General features: G+C 43.7%; 22 protein-coding genes. 3 read left to right on the top strand and 19 right to left on the bottom strand.

All coding sequences use genetic code 11. The annotated features are described in order from the left end of the window. Positions 1-13 precede the first annotated feature (13 nt). The 13 genes from MHI55_RS08710 to MHI55_RS08650 form a co-directional block, all read right to left on the bottom strand. Positions 14-1054: a hypothetical protein gene (locus MHI55_RS08710; RefSeq protein WP_076252675.1), complete on the bottom strand. Its 1041-nt coding sequence runs from the start codon at positions 1052-1054 to the stop codon at positions 14-16. 186 nt (positions 1055-1240) lie between these two features. Beyond that, positions 1241-3967 carry an InlB B-repeat-containing protein gene (locus tag MHI55_RS08705; protein ID WP_076252677.1) on the bottom strand — a complete coding sequence of 909 codons (2727 nt, stop codon included), beginning with the start codon at positions 3965-3967 and terminating at the stop codon, positions 1241-1243. A gap of 1 nt (position 3968) precedes the next feature. Next, complete coding sequence (locus MHI55_RS08700; protein WP_257468239.1) at positions 3969-6470, bottom strand: X2-like carbohydrate binding domain-containing protein; 2502 nt, start codon at positions 6468-6470, stop codon at positions 3969-3971. 40 nt (positions 6471-6510) lie between these two features. Beyond that, positions 6511-6909, bottom strand: coding sequence for a MerR family transcriptional regulator (locus MHI55_RS08695; RefSeq protein ID WP_083684648.1), 399 nt, complete (start codon positions 6907-6909; stop codon positions 6511-6513). Positions 6910-7166: 257 nt separating this feature from the next. Next, a complete protein-coding gene (locus MHI55_RS08690) occupies positions 7167-7712 on the bottom strand; it encodes a MepB family protein (protein WP_076252682.1) in 546 nt (181 codons plus the stop codon). A 70-nt stretch (positions 7713-7782) separates the two neighbouring features. Continuing rightward, positions 7783-8646 carry a phosphotransferase gene (locus tag MHI55_RS08685; protein ID WP_076252685.1) on the bottom strand — a complete coding sequence of 288 codons (864 nt, stop codon included), beginning with the start codon at positions 8644-8646 and terminating at the stop codon, positions 7783-7785. Between the two features lie 130 nt (positions 8647-8776). Beyond that, on the bottom strand, positions 8777-9325 hold the full coding sequence (locus MHI55_RS08680) for an HAD-IIIA family hydrolase (protein ID WP_076252687.1): 549 nt from the start codon (positions 9323-9325) through the stop codon (positions 8777-8779). A 38-nt stretch (positions 9326-9363) separates the two neighbouring features. After that, positions 9364-9591: a hypothetical protein gene (locus MHI55_RS08675; RefSeq protein WP_180361891.1), complete on the bottom strand. Its 228-nt coding sequence runs from the start codon at positions 9589-9591 to the stop codon at positions 9364-9366. A 318-nt stretch (positions 9592-9909) separates the two neighbouring features. Next, positions 9910-10395, bottom strand: coding sequence for a DUF4085 family protein (locus tag MHI55_RS08670; protein WP_256720088.1), 486 nt, complete (start codon positions 10393-10395; stop codon positions 9910-9912). Next, positions 10284-10772: a hypothetical protein gene (locus tag MHI55_RS08665; RefSeq protein WP_256720092.1), complete on the bottom strand. Its 489-nt coding sequence runs from the start codon at positions 10770-10772 to the stop codon at positions 10284-10286. The genes MHI55_RS08670 and MHI55_RS08665 overlap by 112 nt, the downstream gene beginning before the upstream one ends. Before the next feature lie 145 nt (positions 10773-10917). Continuing rightward, positions 10918-11364, bottom strand: coding sequence for a hypothetical protein (locus MHI55_RS08660; RefSeq protein WP_340389733.1), 447 nt, complete (start codon positions 11362-11364; stop codon positions 10918-10920). 3 nt (positions 11365-11367) lie between these two features. Next, positions 11368-11862, bottom strand: coding sequence for an NUDIX domain-containing protein (locus MHI55_RS08655; RefSeq protein WP_340389731.1), 495 nt, complete (start codon positions 11860-11862; stop codon positions 11368-11370). Positions 11863-11880: 18 nt separating this feature from the next. Further along, the gene (locus tag MHI55_RS08650) at positions 11881-12267 is read right to left on the bottom strand and encodes a helix-turn-helix domain-containing protein (protein WP_340389729.1); all 387 of its coding nucleotides are present in this window, start codon (positions 12265-12267) and stop codon (positions 11881-11883) included. A 247-nt stretch (positions 12268-12514) separates the two neighbouring features. Between MHI55_RS08650 and MHI55_RS08645 the strand changes: the two genes are divergently transcribed. Then, positions 12515-13102, top strand: a complete 588-nt coding sequence (locus MHI55_RS08645; protein ID WP_340390584.1) for an NAD(P)H oxidoreductase — start codon at positions 12515-12517, stop codon at positions 13100-13102. A gap of 129 nt (positions 13103-13231) precedes the next feature. Here MHI55_RS08645 and MHI55_RS08640 read toward each other — a convergent pair whose 3' ends face one another. The 6 genes from MHI55_RS08640 to MHI55_RS08615 all read right to left on the bottom strand — a co-directional run bounded on the left by MHI55_RS08640 (position 13232) and on the right by MHI55_RS08615 (position 19012). Next, on the bottom strand, positions 13232-13873 hold the full coding sequence (locus MHI55_RS08640; RefSeq protein WP_340389727.1) for a FusB/FusC family EF-G-binding protein: 642 nt from the start codon (positions 13871-13873) through the stop codon (positions 13232-13234). Positions 13874-14168: 295 nt separating this feature from the next. After that, positions 14169-15785 (bottom strand): FGGY-family carbohydrate kinase, encoded by a 1617-nt coding sequence (locus tag MHI55_RS08635; protein WP_340390583.1) that lies wholly within the window; start codon positions 15783-15785, stop codon positions 14169-14171. A 120-nt stretch (positions 15786-15905) separates the two neighbouring features. Then, positions 15906-16373 (bottom strand): GNAT family N-acetyltransferase, encoded by a 468-nt coding sequence (locus MHI55_RS08630; RefSeq protein WP_076252701.1) that lies wholly within the window; start codon positions 16371-16373, stop codon positions 15906-15908. 42 nt (positions 16374-16415) lie between these two features. Continuing rightward, positions 16416-17072, bottom strand: coding sequence for a hypothetical protein (locus MHI55_RS08625; protein ID WP_076318199.1), 657 nt, complete (start codon positions 17070-17072; stop codon positions 16416-16418). A 193-nt stretch (positions 17073-17265) separates the two neighbouring features. After that, entirely contained in the window at positions 17266-18138 is an 873-nt protein-coding gene (locus tag MHI55_RS08620; protein ID WP_017689839.1) for a carbohydrate ABC transporter permease, read from the bottom strand. A 16-nt stretch (positions 18139-18154) separates the two neighbouring features. Further along, positions 18155-19012 carry an ABC transporter permease subunit gene (locus MHI55_RS08615; RefSeq protein WP_179087181.1) on the bottom strand — a complete coding sequence of 286 codons (858 nt, stop codon included), beginning with the start codon at positions 19010-19012 and terminating at the stop codon, positions 18155-18157. Between the two features lie 274 nt (positions 19013-19286). Between MHI55_RS08615 and MHI55_RS08610 the strand changes: the two genes are divergently transcribed. Both MHI55_RS08610 and MHI55_RS08605 read left to right on the top strand, forming a co-directional pair. Next, positions 19287-21098 (top strand): histidine kinase, encoded by a 1812-nt coding sequence (locus MHI55_RS08610; protein WP_340389725.1) that lies wholly within the window; start codon positions 19287-19289, stop codon positions 21096-21098. A gap of 422 nt (positions 21099-21520) precedes the next feature. After that, positions 21521-23131, top strand: a complete 1611-nt coding sequence (locus MHI55_RS08605) for a response regulator (RefSeq protein ID WP_340389723.1) — start codon at positions 21521-21523, stop codon at positions 23129-23131. Positions 23132-23294 lie beyond the last annotated feature (163 nt).

Genomic DNA, 23294 nt, shown 5'->3' with positions numbered 1-23294 from the left:
ATACTCAATCTCATTAATCTCCGCCACCACCACAAGATGAACAGCTGGATGAGCTGCAAGAAGAATCGGAAGATGATCCCGAGGATGATCCAGATCCTCCCGAGGAACTACTGCTGTCGGTACATTGATCCGCATAACAGCTGGAACTGCTCGTGCAGCCACTGCTTGACGAGGAACCATAGGCTGCCTTTTCCTGTGGAAGAATTTCCTGCTCCAGCCGGCCCATGTGTAGCCCATATGTCGCCACGTTATGCATGGAGTAATACACCATGGCGCTAGCCATGACGAGAGCTACATCGCTACTTCCGGAAGACGCTGGAGATAGCTCGTCTTTACTTAGAGTTGCGCATCTACGTAGTTGATCAATCAAGTAGGCAATCACCTGAGCAGCTTCAGGATCCTCCTGCATGCGTCTGGCATGAAACAGTTCATTCACCAGTTCGGATTGATCTCCCTGTGCGATCAGCTTCTGTACATCACTGGACAATGGGTAAGTGAAAAAATCACCCCAGATTGCAGCACTGTAGGGGGTGAACTCGAATAATTGACAGTACACCCAGTCAAACCATGCACGTGCTCCTGGCGTTTCGCGGCGGGTGATTGCCGGCTCATGGTGCACCGTGGAACCCATGAATTCTGCACAAAAATCAGCGTAAGATTTCGTGAACATCAGCATCTCATGCCACAAATCATCAACTTCATCACTGAACATGGGCACCTGCTTAAGTAATGAAGCCATAATGAAATATCGCTTAAGCTCTATCAATTTCCACCGATACTCCAGCGTTTTCATGTGAGGATATTCCTGTTGAATTCGGATCTTGAGTTTGTTGGCAAAATGCTTATTGTAACTCTTCTCCAATTGAAGAATGGTTTGCTGATAGGAGACTTCTTCTCGAAGTCCAAGATTCAATGGTGCTTTTTTTCGTCTGTACGTAACTTTCATCTGTTTTCTGCGTCTTCCTGCTGCTGGACGGAAAATCTTGAGCTTACGTCGAACCAAATAGGCTGTTACAACTAATAAAACTGCTGCAAGGTAGTAGTAGGTCGGCATAATAAAAACCGCTCCTCTCCGTGATCTTCTCTATGTAGGGTTAAACTATCATTAGTATATATAACAATACCGATATTTTAAAGAGCCCTAGCATGTATGTTCCCTGCTCATCATCAATTAACAACAAAAAAACCAGGCTCTATTAAAAACATAGAGCCTAGTTTTGTACATCAGTAAATTATCCCATCAGTCATTCGGGTTATCAATTAGATTGGTCTCTATCAAAAACCTTTGCACTATTGCTGCAGTTTCACCTCGGGTAAGGTTCTTTGTAGGCATCAAGCCTTCATTCGATCCTTCTACAAGTCTGTTCTTCACAGCTGCAGCCATGGCCTGCTTTGCCCATAATGCAACCATTGTTTGGTCTGCGAATGGAGACAGCAGAGAGTCTGGAGAGGCTCCGTCAGCTGCTATACCCGCCAGTCTCATCGCCCGGTTTATGATCACCAATGCTTCCTGCCGAGTAATAGCTTGGTTAGGAGCAAAGGTCCGGTTCTCATAGCCTTCAATCAAGCCATACTCCACAGCCTTAGCGATAGAGCCTGCGTACCAATCACTGGACAAGACATCATTGAATGCACTCTCGGTGCCAGTGTCAGACAAGCCCAACGCACGAACCATAATGGCTGTAAGTTCTGCTCTAGTGATGACAGCATTCGGTTCATAATGATTCTCATCTTTACCTTTGATAATCAATCGGGAAGCCATATCATTAACGGCCTGCTTTGACCAGTGACTTTCCACATCCGCAAAGGTCTTTGGATTCCAGATCAGGAAGTAATCGCTGTTGGTGAGACTGTTCACGGTCGCATAATTCTTCCCTTCACGAGTCGTGAGATAGGTTGGTACGTGGCGTACACGGCCATCTGAATTCAGCACGGCTGCCGTCGTCACCTTGCTCACATCGATACCAGCGGGAAGCGGAATTTCACGTTCCACGTAGCTGCTAAACTGCTCAACAGCTACTATTTTACCATTGTAAGAAGCTGTTACATTAAAAGTGACCGGCGGGGCTGCAACCTCAAAGCCTCCTTGCGCAGAAGCAGTCTTGGCGAGAACAGCTGTATCCTCATCGCTCTTAGCAATCTCCACCTGAACGACAATGTCAGAAAGTTTAACTTGTTCGCCCAGTTTAGAGGAAATATCATCGATGTTAATTTGCCCAGCAGGCAGCTTATAGGTACCGTTTGTCGTTTGTACCTCCAAGATCGATTGTTTAATTTCCATACTTTTCACTGCTTCACCGGTCAAAACCACTAATACTTTGTCTGTTTTGGCGGTCACAGGAATGACCACGGTGGATTTGTCAGCAGCCTTCTTAAGTTGATCAGCTAGTTTGAATGAATCAATTGTAGCCTTCAGCACCGATTTTCCGTTCTCTATAGCCGTCGATCCTGTAGCAATTTGGTCTTTCACAATACCGTCAACAATGACTTGAAAACCGACTGGTTTATCGTCGGACGACGTACTTGGAACGGATGGCATGCCAGAGTTATTTGAGTTATTTGAGTTATTTGAGTTGTTCGAATTGTTCGAACCATTGCTTGTCCACTTCGCATACAATGTCATATCCGAGGTGACTATATCCGTTGCATAGTTCCAAGCATTTGTACCCGCTGCTTCTTGGTACCAACCTGCAAATGTGTAACCGGCTCTCGTCGGTGCTGTCGGAGCACTGATTGTCGTGCCACTATTCACATTGGAGATACTGGAAACCTCGCTACCTCCCTGCGAGTTAAATGTAACCATATGTTGCACTGGTCCCTCGATTACGGTTACCTTGCCAGGGGTAAGCGTTTTGTTCATCTCTATCCCTGATTCATCCATGATGGAGAATAGAGCGGAATCTTCTGTCTGCACTGTCAGCGCCTTCTCGCCTAACACTGCCTCGCTCTTCACTTTGAAGCTAACAGTAAACATTCTCTCTCCGGCAAGGATCGGTGTATCTCCCCCATCATTATCTACCCATACTGTTTTGAGCCAGCCTGCATCGTTATCGTAATTGGAGTCGAAGTAATCTCCAACGTTTCCCGTAACTCCCGTTACTTCCAAATCTTCTGTGTCAAAATCAAGCTGTACGCTATAGGCTGCTATTCCATAAGTTAAGTCGGTCACTGTGACTGGTACGTCCACCGTGGAGCCAGGCATTCCGCTCACCGAGCCAACCTGAATCTGCACCGCGTGCCGCGTCCATTTCGCATACAACATCATATCAGACGTTACCGCGTCTTCTTCAAAGTTCCATGCATCCGCAACGGACGCATCCTTGTACCAGCCTGCAAACGAGTAGCCCGCCTTCGTCGGCGCTGGAGGAGCACTGATCGTCTTGCCGCTGTCCACGTTGGTCACACTCTCTACAACACTGCCTCCCTGTGAGTCGAATGTCACAGTATGCTTAATCGTACTTTTTGTCTTTACCGTTACCTTCCCAGACTCAACTGAGGTGGAAGCGAGTTCATCACCCTCGTAGAGGTCATGTTTTATCACATTAAAATCCCAGTCTCCAGGCTCTGCAGAGTCCGTGATTTTGAAATGAAGAGTGAATGCCTTTGTATCTGCTTCTGTAATGAATACTGGATTAGCCTTGATATTGATCGTCCCATTACTAGAAAAATCCGATTCAAAACCCCCTTCATCAGAAATGACCCCCAACTCATCTGTCACTTCATTTCCAGGTACCAACGCCAACGTAGATTCATCAAATCCAATCGAAATGTCATAGTGATTGATCAGATCCTCCGGTGTCAAATGTACCGAAATGTCAACGAAATCTCCAGGATATCCTTGTTCGCTGCTTACCTTAATCGAGTTTGAAGCTACATCTGAACTAGATTCGGCATAACCCATTGTTCCAAAAGTTAAAAATACAACGACCGCCATCATTATTGAAATCCATTTTTTCCAAGCCATCATATCAACCCTTTCCTATGGCGATGGCAAGAATCGCTTTGACATCCTCATCGTCCCATTTCCCATCACCATTCATATCAAGCGCGTGCAATTGCTCCGGCGTAAGTGTAATCTTGCCTTTCATGTATTTGGTTAACAAAAGTGCATCAGCAGCAGTCACTTTACCGTCGCCATCTGCATCTCCCATGACAAACACCGTGTATTGTGCAGTATACGTTACATTAGCTGTTACTGTGGATGTACCTACTTCATGACTACTAAGCTTAGTGATGCCACCATCGCTGCTCCATCCTGCAAAATGGTACCCCTTAGCAGGCGTGACTGTAGGCACGTTTACTGGATGTCCGCCAATCTCTACCTGCTCGCTCGTGCCGTCGATTGTCCCATGCTCTCCTTGTAAGTAGCTAACCGTCACGACCTTTGGTGTAGTGTTATTAATTGTAACTACCAGCTTCTGTGTAGCCCCTGTACTAAAGGTAAAGTTCAGGTCTATTGTTCCTTCTGCTTGTTTGACCAAATACTCCTTACGGATCGTCACAGTACCCGCAACCATCTTGTAATCGCTGTCCAATACGAGCTTCTCGGCTCCATTTTCAATTCCAGTGAATTCATTCCCATTTAAGACGACTTCTGTTTCAATATCCTTGTAATCTGCAGATGAACTGTTTTTGTCAAAAGAAGCGGTTGTAGGATCGATCGTGCTGTTCATAACCGATTTCCGCAAAATAAGTCCATCCAAACCTATCACTACATCCTCGCTTCCGCTTGAGATGCTGCCGCGCAGATCAACCTTTGTCCCGCTTATTTGCTTGGTCCAAGTGATACCATCCGGTGAAGTAAGCAGGACTCCAGAGTTACCAGTAGCCTTAAATCCATTCATGTCATAATGTATACCTTGAAGCACATTATTTACCGTACTCGTTACAGTACTCCAGTTTTCCCCGTTGGAAGAAGTGATGATTTTTCCACTTGGTCCAACGGCAATAAACAAACCGTTACCGTATGCGATATCATATATATACCTTGAAGAGTCACTCGGTTGTTCCTTCCATGTAACCCCATCAGGCGATGTCACAACTGTACTCCCGCCTACGGCAACATATAAACCATTTCCATAACTAATGTCAGTAAGCGGAACTGACACTCCACTTGTTCGGCTCGTCCAAGTTTCACCATCCGGTGAAGTCATTATTTTGCCAAAAGCCCCTACAGTCACATATTGATGATCACCATATACGCTATCCAAGAGTGTCCCTTCATCTAATAATTGCTCTGTCCAAGATACTCCGTTAGATGAGGTCATAATAAGCCCAGTATTGGAGAGTCCGGAAAGTTCTTTATACCCTACGGCTATGAATTTGCCGTTACCATAGCTAACACTACTGATATAATCTCGTTTATACGGAAAAACTGCCTTTTTTCGGTTTACCCAATTTTGTCCATCTTCAGATGTGTAAATTGCACCTATCAGACTCGTCGATCCTATCATTTCATAACCAGCTGCAACAAATATGCCATTGCCATAAGTCAGGCTTTCAAGACCTGCAGCTGTTCCCCTCAACTGATCTGTCCAAGTCATTCCATTATTAGAGGTTAAGATCACACCACTGTAACCAACAGCAAAAATGAGACCATCCCTAGCAAAAACACCATTAAGATCCTTTATAGTACCTGTGGTTTGAACTGTCCAGTTCGTTCCGTTAGCTGAGGTCACAATGGTGCCTCCTCCACCGACTGCTACATATAAGTTATTAAGGTTGTCATAAGTCACTGTGTTAAACGTGACCGTGGAATTGCTGATTGCGGTTGTCCAACTGTTACCATCACTGGATGTGGCAATCAAACCACCTTGACCAACAGCTACAAATTTGTTATTGCCATAAGTTACTCCATTAAACATATAGGTATTGTTGACTGTTGCTGTGCTCCAAGTAGTTCCATCGGCAGATTGGATCACAGATCCTCTTTGCCCGACACCAACAAACTTATTCTTGCCGTAAGTAACACCCATATGATATGTACTGGTTACTGGCTGCCCCGTCCAAGTTATCCCGTCTGTGGATGTCATAACAATTCCATTGGCCCCTACTGCTACGAACTTCCCGTTGGCAAATACAACGCTAGTTATAGCGTAAGAGGTGATATTCTGTCTCTGAATTTTCCATTGAGTTTCACCGTCTACTAGGGTTACTATCAAACCACTTGATCCAACTGCGACAAATCTGCCATTACCGTAGATGATACTTGCTAGATTGGAATTCACTGCTTGTGGATGGTCCGAGACTATCCAATTCTTACTATCAGTGGAAGTGATAATTACTTGATTTCGTCCCACAGCGACAAATTTATTGTTGCCATAGGCTACAGCACTAATCGAATTAGCCGTAGGGAATGGACTCACCTGTTCCCATTCGCCAGAAACAGCTTGCGCAGAATTTTGTGTCATGAATGCCACCATTATCAAAAATGCCAGCATAATCACTAGCCCTCGTTTGAAAGATGCCATCTTTTTGCCCCCTATGCTCCCCTTCAAATCATGTTCCTCCTCATTTACATTTAAAATTTGAAACTTCACGTGAATTATAACAAACGATTCTGAACCGATTCTGAACATGCGTTTTTTGTTTTCCCAGCCGAAAATGCCAAAAAACGCCATACAATTCATAATTATGGCGCTTATATTCGTGAAGGATCGCTTTCCGTTGTGGAATCGTTGAATCCCCGTCCAGTGCCAGACTAACCATCTGTTTCAGTGTAGATACTTTCATACCCGTTGCCCTGAAACAGGACATCAGTCTCATCCAATCCAGATGTTCTTCCTCGAACATCCGATTTCTATGTTGATCCCGTTGAATGTAAGGGAGCATTCCCTCCTTCTCGTAGTAACGAATTTTATGTGCAGGACAACCCAGCTGCTCCGAAGCTTCTTTTATCGAGAAAGCCATACTGCTGACTCCACCTTTATATTCATTTTGGATGCATTTGGCCGGTTTTTTTACATCCTAAGGCTTAATGTTCACATTAAGGCAAGCACAAATTTCAAAAAAATCAACTGAACTGACGTTCACTATTCTAACAAATGGAGGACATAACACATGCTTCAGTACTGGGAAATAACGATTAGAGGAGATATGACGAAAAGATCGGTGACAAGCTGATATTCAGAGGAGAAGAGTTTGGAGATGCTGGGCTACTTTATCACTTACTTCAATCGTTTGGTGCCATAAAGTACCCGGGCTTGATCACAGTTCAATGGTTCGGTAAAAGGTACTTCCAAGAAGTATTCCAGCTGCCATTGCTGCGTTTTTAGAGCCTGTTTACTTGTTGGTTTGTCCCAAGGCGGATATACACGTATTGCGCGCTTGCCACCTTTGCCTTGATCCGATAGGATATCTCGCTGTAACAATACATGCTTCGGAAATACAAATTGACCAAAGTGGCTACCTATGCGCGTACTAATGACATACACATCTGCTGAATCTGATCCATCATTTGGCTGTGTCGATCCATCCTCACTCCGCTGCCACAGGGTAACAAATTGTCCAATCTTGGTTGGGGTGGTTTTTGCGACGCGAAATCGAATGGTGAACACATATGCACCATATTCAGCATTTTGTGCTTCTTCATATGGTTGTGAGCAGATAAAGCCACACTTGTCATAGATAAGTTCTTTACTGGCAAGTAAGTCGCCATGAAGCATATCGGAGGTCCATCCATTCGGACTATGCAAACTATTTTTGTTATCCAACTTGTGATATCTCTCCTGTCTTGTATAGTCTGAACTACGGCATTTGCAATAGCTTTAAAGCTTTGCTAGTTCAAAATTCATGACATAGTCGTTTCCATTCATGCCAAGCCTTCAAATACTCAGGCAGATCATCAGGATGATGCTTGTTACTCAGCCCAATTCGGCAATATAGATGGACCAGAGCTTCCTCTATCAATCTGGATTTATCCATATCTACTTGCTCTAAAAGTTCGAACGTAGCAAATAATGTTTCGGTGTTGATATCATCCGGCGAAGAGCTAAAAGCATACAAGAAATCATAGAGGATAGGTCCAACCATTGGAGATGGGTCAATAACGCCGATGAGTTCATTTTGATCATATACAAAATTATGAACCCCCGTATCGCCATGTAAAAGAAATTTTTCTTCTTCCTCATGAAAAAGACGATCCACTTTGGATTGAACCAGATTATAATCATCTGTCGTTAAAACACTTCCGATATTCATCTTTGCTTCATGAATACTAATCTGATTGAATTCTTTCCATGTCCTCTGCGGGAGCTCTATTCTGCCCCATGATTTCGTATCTGTAGAAAGCACATATGTATTGAATAACTCTTTCACCAGACGAGTTAACCATTCTCTCTTCAGGCCCCGGTTGAAATGGGTCGTACCTTCCATATACGTATAGATAAAATAAGTGTTAGCCGGGTCAGTGTACAAAACTTCAGGCAATAACGAAGAATTCTTATACGTATCCAAAAACTGCTGGGCGATGTGAATCTGTTCGGGTTCATCTGATTTCAGAATATAGTGCCTGTTCAGACCCGTACTCAACCGATAAATACGTCCAGCTGTGGTACCTGACAAACTTTGAATTTCAGATATTTCTTCGTTGATAGAATGCATCTTGAATAAGTCATTGATCTCATTAATCGTTGGATTAATTAACATATGGTTCTCCTCATAATAACTAGGATCTGAATTCATTTGGTAAATGGTAAACATAAGGTGAGTTTAGATTTCAATCGCACAGTGGCTTATCTTTCAAAATGGGCTCGTTCTTCTTGGTTGGCGCTAAAAATTATTTTCTGAATTCACTTCCATGAATGACCCATTGTACTGCATCCCAAATATCTTCTGCGATATAATCAGGCTCGGTCTCCGTCCATTTGTCTCTGAATTTCGTTAATGAAGATTCTCCCCAGCCTGTTCTCACCATGATCTTGATCGCTCCTACGGCATGGGCAGCAAGCATATCTGTATCTCCTACATCTCCAATAACGATGCATTTGGATAGATCCAGACCGTATTCCTCTGATGCCCGTAATAACATTCCGGGTTTGGGCTTTCTGCAACTGCATTCTTGCTCATGCGGACATATATAGGAGTGATCAAATCCATACTCACGAAATTGCTCTTCAAAATCCTCAACACTTGCTTCTCCACGTGAGATTCGATATTGATTTGTAAAAGCCAGTACCATAATTCCTTCTCGCTTTAAATGCATAATTGCTTCTTGAGCATTGGGGTATAATCTGAAATCTCTCGGATGAATAAAATGACCTGTACCACCAATTGTTCCATCTCTGTCTATAAAAACAGCTTGTACGTTTCCCTGTGGTTTCATCATGGTCCGTTCCCTTCTTAGAAAAATTTCAAGTCGTTCATCTATACTTTTTCGTCAATAATATGCTTGCTACCATCTTGCTGCTTATGGTGTTGCATTTTTTTAATTTCAGTTTTCAGATAGTGTACTTCTTTGATCAATACATCCAGCTTTTTCGATGTTTTGGATGAATCTATCGCATAACGTACAATTGCAGCAAAGATAAGAACGACAATTAAACTTATAATTGAGATCACTACAGTCCAGATAAATTCAAAAATGGTGTCCAACTCCTTGCTGTCAAAATAATAAGTTATAAAACTCTTTCGAAAACCAAAACCATATGGTCCCTAGTATAACCATTATGGTGCCTAGTACTTTTAATATTATTTCGATATGTTTAGGGATATCACTGTTAGGAGGGTTATCTTCAAACTCGTAATTCGGTTTTATTTCTCGATATCTTATCAGGACAAATATTTTGTATAGAAAATCAGGAAAGAAGTAACATGCAATGCCCACGACAAATACGGGAGTAGATAAATAACCAAAGGTACTGGTGGTCCATTCCATCTCTATTCCCTCCATATTCATCCTCTTGGCCTCTCTCATTCTACCTCTACGAGAATGTCAGCACAGCGAACAATCAATTCAGGCATATTCGCACCATCAAATAAAACATGAAGCTCATATCCGTTATCCATCCGATACAGCTCTTGATATAGCCAGTAACTGCCTACAATCCCACCGTCTTGCTTGATGATTTCGGACGCAACCAGCGTAAGTTTATTTATATTGGTGAAGCCCCCACGGGTGTCAAAACGAATGACCACCTCACCACCCGTCAGCAGTTCTGTCACTGTACAATCATGGTATTGAATCCGCCCATGTATTTCATCTGTAATATCCTGTGCCATCATCACTTCTCTAAATTCTTTCGATATGCGTTCCATTTCTCTTCTATTCTCTACACTCTGTTTATTCAGCTGGAGCATAACTTCTCTCGTGCAATAACCCAACGTAAATACACGGATATCCGCAATTTGTTCAACGATTTCCTGTGGTAATTCTCCGCCTTGTATTGAAAATTCCACTCCATCGATTCTTTGTACTCTTCCTTACATTTCTTCTCATCAAACGGAGGACGTACATCATATTCTGCAATGAGTTTCTCTATATGCGCTCGTTCTTCCGGAGGCATGTGAAATACGATCTGATCCTCTTCAGTCACTTCTTCCTCACCGAAAGCTTTGTCTACGCGAGTAAGTACTTGACCATCATGCTCCAGCATGAAACGTGGGTCCAAGTTATATTGCTCTCGCTCCTGCTTCACATGTGCTTTTTCCTTTCTTTTATACAGCCTTAAAAATAGATCCTCATCTGACTCGTAAGCTCCGTTATGTACTCTTAAACCAAAATGAAGATGTGTCTGCTGACAAAGCTCATACCATTCTTTTGTTAAATATTTCATATGCATCTCTCCTGCTGATTTATAGAATCTACTTTGCTATTGAAGCATAGACCTGATCTCGTTAGAAACTGCTCTATTGTTTGCATCGCTACTCCTCCAAAATCTTCAGCCCTAACGATTCCTTATACTCAACAAACGAACTGTTCTACCCCACGGTTTGAAAAAATTTATGTTTAATCTCTTTGTCATTTCGCGCCGCCCATTCATACACTGATTCTACTCCTGCGGACTCCTGACCTCGTTGAAAATAAAAACATAGATCCATCGGCACTAACCGTTTACCATAGAGTTTGATGCCAATCCGTCTGTAATTCATATAAATACACTCAATCTGAGATGCATCATATCTCTGATTTCTCATAGAAATCACATGATCGCTTTCCAGCGTAATACTGGGTTTAGTGAAAAACAAACGCCAGAGCAGAAAAACGATATAACCGAGAATAAAGGTCAATATAACGATCAGGAAGTACTTCATAATACCATTTTCATCATAAATAATATTTCTGAAAAACATAGCTTCAATAACTAACATACATAATAGGCTCAACCATGCTCTTGGATAAATCGTCTTGTATGTGATGAGTTCCACCTCCTAATTATTCTCTTCATTAATCCGAAGCCACTCGGAAGGGGCTTTTCTGGCAAAATGCTTTTCAACAAAATCCAAAATATCATCAATTCCGGGCAATGCCGCATTTTCTTTAGCTTCGTCAAACGTCATCCATTGGTACTCGATATGTTCATGATTTAACCGGACAACCTGGCCTTCATCCACATATCCTACGAATACGGGAGCGGTATAGATATACTCCCCCATGGGTGAATAATATTGTTCGAATTGATTGGCAGAATACAACCGGACTTCCGTAATACCTGTTTCCTCATGAACTTCTCTGAGTGCAGCTTCCCATGCCTTCTCGCTCTTTTCTATCCCGCCGCCAACATAACACCACTCGTTATGCAACATACGACCAGCCCGCTTTAGCATCAGTACACGGTATTGATCGAGGCTTTTCTTCAATAGAACTACAGCAATGCCTTCACAACGAATGGGAACTACCTGTTTCACATGCTCTGCACCATCCACCTTCTCGTGCCCCTCTCTTCAACTTTCCTGAGAATCGAAATCCTCCAATACTTTAAACTTATCCCCGTGGATTTTGTCCAGATGCTCTTCTCCCCAATAACATAAATGGTCCAGCGCGGGCTTGAGTCCCCATCCGTAGTCCGTTAACTCATATTCCACTTTGGGAGGTACCTCTGAATATACCTTGCGCTGTATGATCTCATCCTTTTCAAGTCCTCTGAGCTGTGTTGTCAGCATCTTTTGCGTAATGTCCGGTATTAACCGCCGAAGCTCCGACGTGCGTTTCCGTCCTGTCATCAAATGATAAATAATCAAAGGCTTCCACTTCCCACCCATTACTTCCAAGGCCGCTTCCACGCCTACTTTATATTTTTTTGGAGCACTCATTTCTCCATGTTCTGTCATTTTTGAACCCCTCCATAAATAGGCTGTATCCCAAGTGAAAATATAAACTCTTTGCTACTCTTCTTTCTATTATTCAAGCCCATTTCGAGCCATCCATTTAGAGTACTTTAATGTTCCTATGGCACTTCATTCTTCCTATAGAACATCAAAGTGCGTACTTCCAGATGTTTTCATACCTGTTTATAATAGCATCAGCCACTGATTTATGGCTACAAGACTGCAATCCAGAAAGGTAGTGAAAGATAAGATGAACGTACTCGTTGTAGTATCCCACCCAAGAAAAGACTCCTTGACCTTTCAGGTAGCTCAACGTTTTGCACAGGGTCTTACCGATGCTGGTCACGGTTATGAGATATTGGATTTGCATGGGATTGGCTTCGACCCAATTCTCCGAGAGATGGATGAACCAGACTATACCCAAGAAAATCAGGTATTCTCGCCTGAGGTTGAGACGGAGATGGAGCGGTTGAAGAAACACGATGCTGTGGCTTTTGTGTTTCCTCTCTGGTGGTGGCATCTGCCAGCCATGTTGAAAGGTTATGTGGATCGTGTCATGAACAACGGATTTGCCTACGGCGCGAACAAGCTCCCTCATCAGCAGATATTGTGGATCTCTCTTTCGGGTGTGACGGAAGAACAGATGCAGAAGCGCAACTATGGTCAATCGATCGCCAACCTGCTCAATGTGGGGATTGCCGATTATTGCGGCGTGTCCCACTCGAGGGTTGAGTTTTTATATGAAACGTTGGAATCCAAGCCTGAGCATTATGAGGCACTGCTGAATCATGCACATCACTTGGGACTGAACTATGCCAACGATACTCCGACTCCATGATCGTATGAGAAAAAAGGTATGACCCGAATATGAATTCTGAAGTTTAGTGGTACGTTCAATGGCGAATCACTACGCTTGAACACGGCAAAAAGGTCGCTCCGAAGAGCGACCCTGCCTGTGTGTCTTGCATTATTTTACTGTCGAGAGAAGAAACTTCTCCAGCATAGTGATATCGGTAATGCTATGGTTGCAAGCTGTGTTATCCATGCATACGTACTGGGCAATGGAAGAAAAGTTATCTGGCGAATGAGCCTTGGTCTTCACGTTGAAGAATCCAAGCTCCTGATGACGATGACAGAACATGCAGTACCCTTTTTTGTTCGTGGGTGTAATCCGTCCCTCAATACCGAGGAATCTGCCTTCGTACGGGTACACGATGAACAAACGGCTCGTCGCAATGTCAGTCCATCTCAGATAGGTAGTACGTGCGTAATCGACTAACTCCAGATCCGGCACTTTGAGCTTTTTGGCCTTTGGAAACAGCTTTTGGATCTGCTTTGCCGATACTTGCGGATATGGAATCAGATATGATTCAAGCTGATTCAGATACGTCTGTAATTCATGTGTCGTCTCATACGTGGATAACTGCTCCAGCAGTTGCTTCTGCTCCAAAGTGAGTTCATCGAAGATGCTCACCGCATTGGTGCCGGCCGTATAACGGACGGTTTCCAATACTTTTCGATCCACAACCGAGCGTAGCGTTTTGAGCAGGAAATCAGCTTGTTTTTGAATATAATTAAATTGATGATTCTGAATAAATGGTGTTTGCATGGCGTTCAGCCCCTTATTTTTATTGGAAGAACAAATAAGGTGCAAAGCCTGCGGGATGTAACATTATGTTGATATTGATTTCAGGGCAACAATCTCATTTTGTCGCGCCCTACACAAAGTCCGCCCCTATTCAGGCTTTGCGTAAGGCTTTCTAGCGAACGAGCAATCCGGCATTATCCATATTGCCACGTCATAACCCCCAATACGATAGATATATCGAAATTATAACAGGGCATCATAGTGTAGGCAACGGGCTTCATTCCAATTTCCTCTGTTCAAGAAATATGATTACATCTCAGGCTTTCTTCCCATTTTCCACGAAATGATCTACTGCTGACTGCTCAATGGCCAGTCCTTCCGTGTAACGCTCTATGAACAAGGCAAATCCATTCACATCCGCGCTATTCGGTGAAACCTCTTGTCCTTCTGCATCAATAAACACCTTGGTAGTAAGGTACTCCGCCAAACCCTCGTTCTGCTGCTTATTAACCATGTAGGAAGCCAAAATAGCCATTCCCCATGCGCCACCTTCACCAGCGGTAGACATGACCGAAACGGGAATATTCAGTGCGGATGCGCACATTTTTTGAGCGACTCGTGGGGTTTTGAACAATCCGCCATGCGCCCAAATGTGCTCAATCGTTACGTGCTCCTTCTGTGTGAGAATATCCAGCCCGAGTCTTAGTGCAGCAAACGCAGCAAATAGATGGACTCTCATAAAGTTTGCCAGATTGAAGCGGCTCTCTGGAGAACGTACGAACAACGGACGACCTTTTGCAATTCCTGTAATGTTCTCGCCTGAATAGTAGCCATAGCTCAGTAAGCCACCGCCATCAGCGTCAGCTTTCAGCGCTTCATTGAACAACACACTGAATAACTGGTTCATATCGGGCTTCTGTCCCATCGCCTCATAAAACTCACGGAACAAGTCGACCCAGGCATTAATATCGCTGGAGCAGTTATTCGCAAGAACCATAGCCACAGGATTGCCATCAGGTGTAGTCACGATGTCGATCTCAGGGTATACCGTAGATAGGTTTTTATCTAATACAATCATGGCAAAAATCGATGTACCTACGGAAATGTTACCCGTACGTTTTTGGACACTATTCGTAGCGACCATGCCTGTTCCAGCATCGCCTTCCGGAGGGCACAGTGGAATATTGGATTCCAAGTTACCTGATGGATCTAACAATCGTGCACCAGCTTCACTAAGATATCCGGCATGTTCACCGGCAGTGTACACTTTAGGTAAAATATCTTTAAGATTCCACGGGTAGCCTTTGTCGGCAATTATATCGTCAAACTTCTTCAACATATCTTCATGATATCCCAGTGTGGATTCATCAATTGGGAACATACCTGAGGCATCCCCTATACCAATAGCTTTACTGCCAGTTAACAGCCGATGTATGTAACCCGATAACGTCGTAATATAATTGATGTTCGTAACATGCTCTTCTCCGTTCAAAATCGCTTGATACAAATGTGCGATGCTCCATCGCTCTGGAATTTTAAACTGGAATTTCTCGGTTAGCTCTGATGCAGCCTTCCCCGTTGTGGCATTACGCCATGTACGAAACGGAACCAATAACTCCCCATTTTGATCAAGTGCAATATAACCCTGCATCATAGCAGAACATCCGATTGAGCCAATTTTTTGTATCGTTACACCATAATTTTTTTCAATCTCTTGCTTTAATTGATGATAAGTTTGTTGCAACCCATGAATCATTTCATCCATATGGTAAGTCCAGTAACCGCCAATCAATTGATTTTCCCACTCATAACTGCTTGAACAGATGGTATTAAAATGGTGATCCATGAGTACAGCTTTGATTCGTGTGGATCCAAATTCAATACCTAGCGAAGTTTCTCCCCTGACTGTTGCTTGTTTCAAGTTTTGATCCATCATCGTATTCATCCTCTCTCAATTTGGACTTCGCCCGATTCGGAAATAGGTGATTTGAATAGCCCAAATCAAGGTGTAAATTTCATGAAGAAAGAGCAGGATTGGAGCTGTAACGGACAATTACAAAGTTAATACCGCCTGTACTTCGCCACATGCCAATATTTCACCAGTTTGAATAAAACCAAGAGAGTCATAGATCTTCTTCGCAACGACATTTTCAGGTTTGTAGGTGAGTTCTACAACTTTGGCTTTTCCACGTGGGAAAGTTCTCGCATACTCGATTGCTTTTACTACCATTTCTTTACCATATCCCTTACCTTGGTATCGCTGGTCAATCATCATCTTGAAGATGCCATAACTGCTATAATCAAAATTGCCATCCCCGTCATCATAGTACATCGAAATAAAACCTACCATATTGTCTTCCTTATAGACTGCAAAAGTAATAATAATCTGCCCCTCATCTGAGGCAACGTACGCTTCAGCAAGTGCATGTTGGTTCGAGGATATGAATCTTTGTTGGTCTGGAGTGACTTTAAGTTCAATACATTCGATAAAATTATCCCAAGTTATTCTTCTAAATTCCATTTTGAATTCCCTCCCGCACTTATCATCATTACTATTTTCTTCCTATTTTGTTGCACTAATATAGCTCAATTTAAAAATACGATCATACATATATGTGTAAGAATCGTAATACTCAAGCGCCTTTTTTCTCTCTTCGTGGAAAGACTTTAATCTTTCCTTGTCCCCGGTATTAACATAGGCTATTAACTCAGTACTCGCTTTTTTATATGATTCCACACTATAACCCGCATCAGAAAAATCAAAGGAATTATAGTCTTGTACTGGAGTAAACACCTCTGGACGGATCCAGCCCTTAAATTCGGCTTCCTTTATTAACTGTTGTAATCTGGAGATGTCAACTTGCTCTTCTAATATCACTTTACTAAGAACATCAACCACTTCTTGCTCGATCTTGTTGAATTTGCTTGTAAATTCATGATTGGAAAGATGCATCTCTATTAAATTTTTAGTGTAATGAGAATAACTATTCACTAGATTAAGCTTGGAATTCTTATACTCTACCGCAAATCTTGCATCACGAAGAACACTGGCCGGGATATAAGCATGATTGTCAATTATTTTGACTTCTGTCCCTGCCCTGGTCTTTAGTTCTTTTCCATTCAAAAATATACTTATCTTCTGTGGTGCGCTTGTCGCTGCAAAAGCAAGAGAAGCGCTTACTAACGACAAAGCAAGAGTAACGATTATCATTTTTTTCACTTCGTACACACCCTCTTATATGAATAATAAAAATAACTTTCAATCAGCTATCCTCGTACCATTTTATTCAAATAAAGGTAATACACTACATATGTGCAACGTTCTTTATCCATACACCAAAAAGAAGCCACCTCCCTGGCCTTCCCCAGTTCAGTGACTCCATTTTACAATCCTATTCATTCCCTACATTCAACTACTCCTTAACAGCTCCAACCACAATCCCCGTTACAAAATAACGTTGCAGGAACGGATACACAAGCAGGATCGGCAGCGCGCTGATAAAGATCTGCGAAGCCCGAATGGTCCGTTGCGACAGGTTCTTCACCGCTTCTGGATCAAGCTTCGACATATCGGCCTGCACGATGATCGTCTGCATGAATGTCGCGAGTGGCAGCTTCTCCGCATCACGGATGTAGATAATCCCGTCAAAGTATGCGTTCCAATGCCCAACCATCATGAAGAGCGAAACCGTTGCAATAACAGGTACGGAGACAGGCAGATAGATTTTGATAAACGTCTTAAAGTGCCCTGCGCCATCGATAAATGCCGCTTCTTCCAGATCCTTCGGAACGGTACGGAAGAAATTCAGCAGCAAGATAATGTTAAACACCGCAACCAATCCTGGCAGGATCAAGGCCAGCAATGTGTTCATCAGTCCCAGCTTCAGAATCAGGATGTACCCTGGAATGAGGCCACCGCTGAACAACATCGTGATGACAAAATACCACAGATAGATGTTACGTGCGCGGAACACCCGCGTCTCTTTGGAAAGCGCATAGGCTGCAATCGTGTTGACGATTAACGCAAGTCCAGTACCAAGTACCGTCCGCTCCACAGATACCCATAAGGAGGAGAGGAAGTTGGTATTGGCAAATGTCTTGGCATACGCCTCCAGTGTAAACCCAATCGGCCAGAACGTTACGAGACCAGCATTTGCAGGTGCAGATGCGCTAAGTGATACCATGAGCAAGTGATACAAAGGCAGCAAGCAGAGCAGTGAAAGGATGGTCAGTAACACATTGTTGAATATGCTGAATATGCGGTAAGGCATCGTTTTATGGTACATTCGTTTGTCATCCTTTCTAGAAAATTCGATATCCGGCGAATCGGTAAGCCAGTCGGTACGAGATCACAATCAGGATCAGGCTGATGACCGATTTGAACAGATTCACAGCGGTAGCGAAACTGAACTGCCCACTAAGCAGACCTTCTCTGTACACAAACGTATCGATAATATCTCCTTGTTGATAAATCAACGGACTATATAAGTTAAAGATCTGGTCAAAGTTCGCGTTAAGCACATTACCCAGTGCCAAGGTTGCGATTACGATCCCAATGGGAATCAGTGCTGGGATGGTAATATACATCGTTTGTTTCCAGCGTCCTGCCCCATCTACTTCAGCTGCTTCATAAAGTGCAGGGTTAATGCCAGACAGTGCCGCGAGGAAGATGATTGTGTTGAATCCAAACTCTTTCCAGACATCACTCGCAATAATCGTGAAGCGGAACCAGCTGCCATCCCCCAGGAAGAAGATCGGTTTGATGCCAAATACCGAAACCAGGAACTGATTGACAATACCCGTCTGGGCCAGTATGTCGATCAGAATGCCTGATAGTGTAACCCAGGACAGAAAGTGAGGAAGATACACGAGCGTTTGAATCGTTCTTTTCAGCGCCATCTTCCGTACCTCATTAAGTAATAAGGCGAATACAAACGGAATAATCAGGTTCATGACAATCTTGGAACAGGCAAAGAACAACGTGTTCCACGTAATTTGCAGGAAATAATCATTTTCCCACATGTACCTGAAGTGTTTCAGTCCTACCCATTCGGAATTGAAAAATCCCAGTGCAGGTTTATAATCTTGAAATGCCATCAAAATCCCGGACATCGGAATGTATGAAAATATAAAGACCATAATGGCCGCCGGCAACACCATGAAGTGCAGAATCCATGGCTGTTTGTAGCGTTTTTTTCTCTTTTTATCCAGCTTGTTCCCAACGTTTGCCTGCGGGATCCGCTTACCCTCCAATTTAGCCTCCATAGCGCTTCTCCTGTTCCCAAAAAAAGTTTTTGTGTGTGATCGGGTTCTCTGATATAAATAGTATCAAGCCATTCTGAGGTCTGCTATATAACATTGTTAGGCTTGATAGTGTTTTGTTAGGGTATCATCAGAAGAGGTAGTTTACACACGAATTAGAAGGAGACTTTTCATGTATATATGGAAGCGCTTAATGCCTTTTCAAGGTAAAACCAGATCCCCATTCAGTCTTTTTGCCAAAATAAACTTGTTAATTGTGGTCTTGTTCATCCCCATTCTAATCATGTACACCTACTCGAATAACGTCACCTATGATGTCGTCAGCAAAGAACTGCAGATCTCCAACACCAAACAGCTCACGTTTCTGTCCAGTCAGATCGACTCCCGTATCAATCAGATGATGGATTTCAGCCTGATTCTCTCCCGAGACCCCAATGTCAGAGCATTCAACGGCCTTAACATGTGGGATGATCGGTATGACCGGATGCAGACCCGTTATGTGATACAAGAGAAGATGACGCTGCAAACCGGCGTTACGGATATATGGCCCACCCGATATGCGGTGCATTCACAGCAGAATGAGGATGTCATCGCCAACTACAATCGAACCACAGGATATGATGAAGAGTATCTGAAAAAAAATATGAGCGGACGATGGACCTATGGGGATCAAGGAGCCGTATCAGAGGATGAACTAAATTCCTTCTATTGGTTCTATACGGATTCCTTGGCACAGCCGGGGATGCTCACGGGAAGTAATCTGGTGATTGAAGCCAGCTTCAGCTACGAGAACATTCAAAATATGCTGGATACGTATAAAGCGGGCGGACAAGGCGATCCTTTCTTGTATCACAAAGGAAATTCACCCATTCTGAATCGCAGCGCGGACAAGCAGTTGTCCGCAGAACTCATTCAGTATCTGGACACGCATTCTCCGGAAGATACTACACAGGATGTCGTAGAGCTGAACGGTAAGAACTATCTGGTTAGTTCCGTGAAGTCCACTTATCTGGATTGGCATCTGGTGGACGTGATTCCACTGTATCAGATTTTGAAACCTATCTCGCTGAGTCAGAATCTGTTCTACACCTGTATGATTTTGCTGCTGGTGGTGGGTATCTCTGCGTCAATCCTGCTGTACCGAAATGTTCAATATCCGATCAAAAAGCTGATCAAAGGCTTACGCCGCGTCGAGCAAGGGGATTATTCTGTGCGACTGCATAGCAAAAACCAGAATGAGTTCTCATTCCTGTTCCGCCGATTCAACGATATGTCCCATCAGATTCAGGATCTGATCGAGAATGTGTTCCATGAGAAAATTAGAGCCAGGGAAGCTACGCTGAAGCAATTACAAGCGCAGATCAATCCGCATTTCCTATATAATTGTCTTGGTTATATCATTAACATGGCCCAGATGAAAGACGAACAAGCCGTGGTGTCCATGGCGCATAACCTAAGTGCGTATTATCGCTACACCACCCGTATGGAACGGGAGACGTCGTCACTACAAGAAGAGATCAAACTGCTCATCAACTATCTGGATATCCAGAAGCTGCGCAATGGTCGTATTGAGTATCACATCGATATCCCTGAGGATATGCTTGCCCAGTCGGTGCCACGATTAATGCTTCAACCGATGGTTGAGAATTCCGTCATTCACGGCGTGGCGAAGTCCTATTCATCCGGGGAAATCCGAATTACCGGGGAGCGCTTGAACGGTTTTGGCAGAATATACATCGACGACGATGGTCCTGGCTTAAGCCCGGAACAGTACGAAGCGCTGAACTTGAAGATGCAGGAACCACTACAAGAAGAAATGGGCTGCGGCCTTTGGAATACGCACCAACGAATCACGCACCTGTTCGGCAGTCATTCCTACCTCCTATTCGGCCCATCCCCACTTGGCGGATTCCGAACCGAAATCATCTGGGAGATACCAAATGAGGACACAAATTCCGATAAAGATAATACCGATACGAATTGATACGATACAAACAATAAATTGACGATTTAATTTTGAACAAGATCATGTACACGATAACGCAGAGGACAGAAAAACCTGAAGAAACGAAGTGTTCGGAAGTGTTCTCATGAAAACCATTCTGGAAAGAATGCCTCATCGGAGCATACGCTTCGCTTTTATTACAAATTCAACCTTTATATAGGGCTTGTTTTAAAATAAAGGGTTATACTTTACGTGAACCAAAGCGAAGGATTGAAGGGATTCTGGAGAAGCGCAGCGTTCGCCTTTCAAGCACCATTTTAACCATCCAATCTTCAAATTCAGAAAATGGGGCTTGAACAGCGATCGAAAGAACCCTTCAAATCCGTAGCGACCTCGTTCACAAGAAGCATCCATTGATTTTAACTCTTAAGACTTATATACCACCAAGGAGACACTACACCATGCAAATGATGATCGTAGACGATGAAGCACACTGGGTCGATAACCTGTCCATGACCAAGCCATGGCACACACTGGGGATCGAACATGTGCATAAAGCATACTCGGCACACGAAGCACTACAAATGATTGACACCCACCCCATCGATATCGTGATCTCGGACATCCAGATGCCTGAAATGACGGGCATTGAACTGATCGAACGTATCCGCATCCGGGACAAAAAAATAAAATGTATCCTGTTATCCGGATATTCCGAATTTGATTACGCCAAAAAAGCCATCCAGTTCGAAGCCGTGGACTATCTGCTGAAGCCACCGACAGACGAGGAATTAATGGGCGCTGTCCAGAAGGCCATCGATCAATTGAACAACGAATGGGAAATGGTCAGTTCACTGACACGAACGCAGTTTACGTTGCGAGAGAATCTCCCCCATTTGCGGGGACGACTGCTCCTAGGCGCTTTGCAAGGACAACGAATCGCCGCTGCGGAATGGGATCGGAAGCTCGCTAATTACGCTCTCCCTTTCCATACCGGCGATGCCGCATTAATGTTGGTTCGTTTGGAAGAAGAATTCGGACACTATGACAGCAATGATCAGACCCTGATCGAATATGCGATCATCAATATGGCGGAAGAGATTATGGGTGAGTTTATGGAAGTTTGGGGCGTCAAGGAGGAGCACGGATATCTCGTGTTTTTACTTCAGTTTAAAGATCGGAAAGGCGATATTGGGAAAGAAACCATTCTGGAGAAGCTATCGATTCAGCTCCAATCCAAAGTAAAACAGTTTCTGAAAGGCTCCCTCTCCATCGTTATCACCGAGTGGTTCACCTTTCCGGATCAGCTCTACGATCGTTTCCGTCAGGCTTCCGCTTATTTCCGGCAGATCGTTGGAGACGAACGCGAATTTGTCATGCGTGTCAGCGATGTCGAGACACCTGCGGCACAAGGTCCCTTGGATGTTCTGTACACCCCGCCCACCTTTATTAGTTTGCTAGAGAGCGGACAATGGGATGCAGCGGAGGAGAAAATACGCGCGGTCTGCGCCGAGTTGGATGAGAAATGGTCGGAATCATGGGAGCACTGTATGGAGGCAGGTTTTCTTATTACGGCTTCATTCACCAATATTGCCCATCGGAACAAGTTGACTCTGACCACTTTAATGGGAAATGATGTCGAGGATTTGCAAAGTGGGGAAGTTTTCGCTACCATCAGCAAATTGCGGAAATGGTCGCTCAGTGTACTGGGCAAACTCAAGGAAGGCACGTCCAACGAGATCAAGGACATTCGTTCCGAGTATGTGAAGAAGATTCAGGATTTTACAGATAAGAACCTGCATCTGGATGTGTCTTTGCGTGTGCTCGCTGACCATGTCAATCTGCACCCGACCCATTTATCCAAAATCTATAAGATCGAAACGGGCGAAGGCATCAGTGATTATATCTCACGCCTGCGCATGGATCGGGCCTGTCACAAGCTGGTCACGACCACCAAAAAAGTGTACGAAATCAGCATGGAGATTGGCTATATGGACCCAGCTTATTTTATCAAAGTGTTCAAACGCCAGTTTGGCGTTACACCGCAAGAGTACCGAGACCAGCACAAATAACATCTTAGAGGTTGTTCAAAAAATCCGCTTTTGATTACGAAGGATGCCTCACGGCATCATCAGCATCGAATATGGAATTCAGCCGAAATGTCCGTTGCTCACGTAGTTTGCCTACGCTCCGCTACTCCATTTCTAGCTTTATCCCATCTTCTCGGTACTGAAA

It is taken from the genome of Paenibacillus sp. FSL E2-0151, from assembly GCF_037993015.1.
Taxonomy (GTDB): Bacteria; Bacillota; Bacilli; order Paenibacillales; family Paenibacillaceae; genus Paenibacillus; species Paenibacillus amylolyticus.
The sequence above is the reverse complement of the archived record's forward strand: the minus strand, read 5'-3'. Positions and strand labels throughout refer to the sequence as shown.

What these genes read in the sequence shown, in the direction of transcription:
- MHI55_RS08710 (WP_076252675.1), bottom strand. Translation starts at nt 1,054, where the DNA reads ATGCCGACCTACTACTACCTTGCAGCAGTTTTATTAGTTGTAACAGCC.
- MHI55_RS08705 (WP_076252677.1), bottom strand. Translation starts at nt 3,967, where the DNA reads ATGATGGCTTGGAAAAAATGGATTTCAATAATGATGGCGGTCGTTGTA.
- MHI55_RS08700 (WP_257468239.1), bottom strand. Translation starts at nt 6,470, where the DNA reads ATGGCATCTTTCAAACGAGGGCTAGTGATTATGCTGGCATTTTTGATA.
- MHI55_RS08695 (WP_083684648.1), bottom strand. Translation starts at nt 6,909, where the DNA reads ATGGCTTTCTCGATAAAAGAAGCTTCGGAGCAGCTGGGTTGTCCTGCA.
- MHI55_RS08685 (WP_076252685.1), bottom strand. Translation starts at nt 8,646, where the DNA reads ATGTTAATTAATCCAACGATTAATGAGATCAATGACTTATTCAAGATG.
- MHI55_RS08680 (WP_076252687.1), bottom strand. Translation starts at nt 9,325, where the DNA reads ATGATGAAACCACAGGGAAACGTACAAGCTGTTTTTATAGACAGAGAT.
- MHI55_RS08665 (WP_256720092.1), bottom strand. Translation starts at nt 10,772, where the DNA reads ATGAAATATTTAACAAAAGAATGGTATGAGCTTTGTCAGCAGACACAT.
- MHI55_RS08650 (WP_340389729.1), bottom strand. Translation starts at nt 12,267, where the DNA reads ATGACAGAACATGGAGAAATGAGTGCTCCAAAAAAATATAAAGTAGGC.
- MHI55_RS08645 (WP_340390584.1), top strand. Translation starts at nt 12,515, where the DNA reads ATGAACGTACTCGTTGTAGTATCCCACCCAAGAAAAGACTCCTTGACC.
- MHI55_RS08640 (WP_340389727.1), bottom strand. Translation starts at nt 13,873, where the DNA reads ATGCAAACACCATTTATTCAGAATCATCAATTTAATTATATTCAAAAA.
- MHI55_RS08635 (WP_340390583.1), bottom strand. Translation starts at nt 15,785, where the DNA reads ATGGATCAAAACTTGAAACAAGCAACAGTCAGGGGAGAAACTTCGCTA.
- MHI55_RS08630 (WP_076252701.1), bottom strand. Translation starts at nt 16,373, where the DNA reads ATGGAATTTAGAAGAATAACTTGGGATAATTTTATCGAATGTATTGAA.
- MHI55_RS08620 (WP_017689839.1), bottom strand. Translation starts at nt 18,138, where the DNA reads ATGTACCATAAAACGATGCCTTACCGCATATTCAGCATATTCAACAAT.
- MHI55_RS08615 (WP_179087181.1), bottom strand. Translation starts at nt 19,012, where the DNA reads ATGGTGTTGCCGGCGGCCATTATGGTCTTTATATTTTCATACATTCCG.
- MHI55_RS08610 (WP_340389725.1), top strand. Translation starts at nt 19,287, where the DNA reads ATGTATATATGGAAGCGCTTAATGCCTTTTCAAGGTAAAACCAGATCC.
- MHI55_RS08605 (WP_340389723.1), top strand. Translation starts at nt 21,521, where the DNA reads ATGCAAATGATGATCGTAGACGATGAAGCACACTGGGTCGATAACCTG.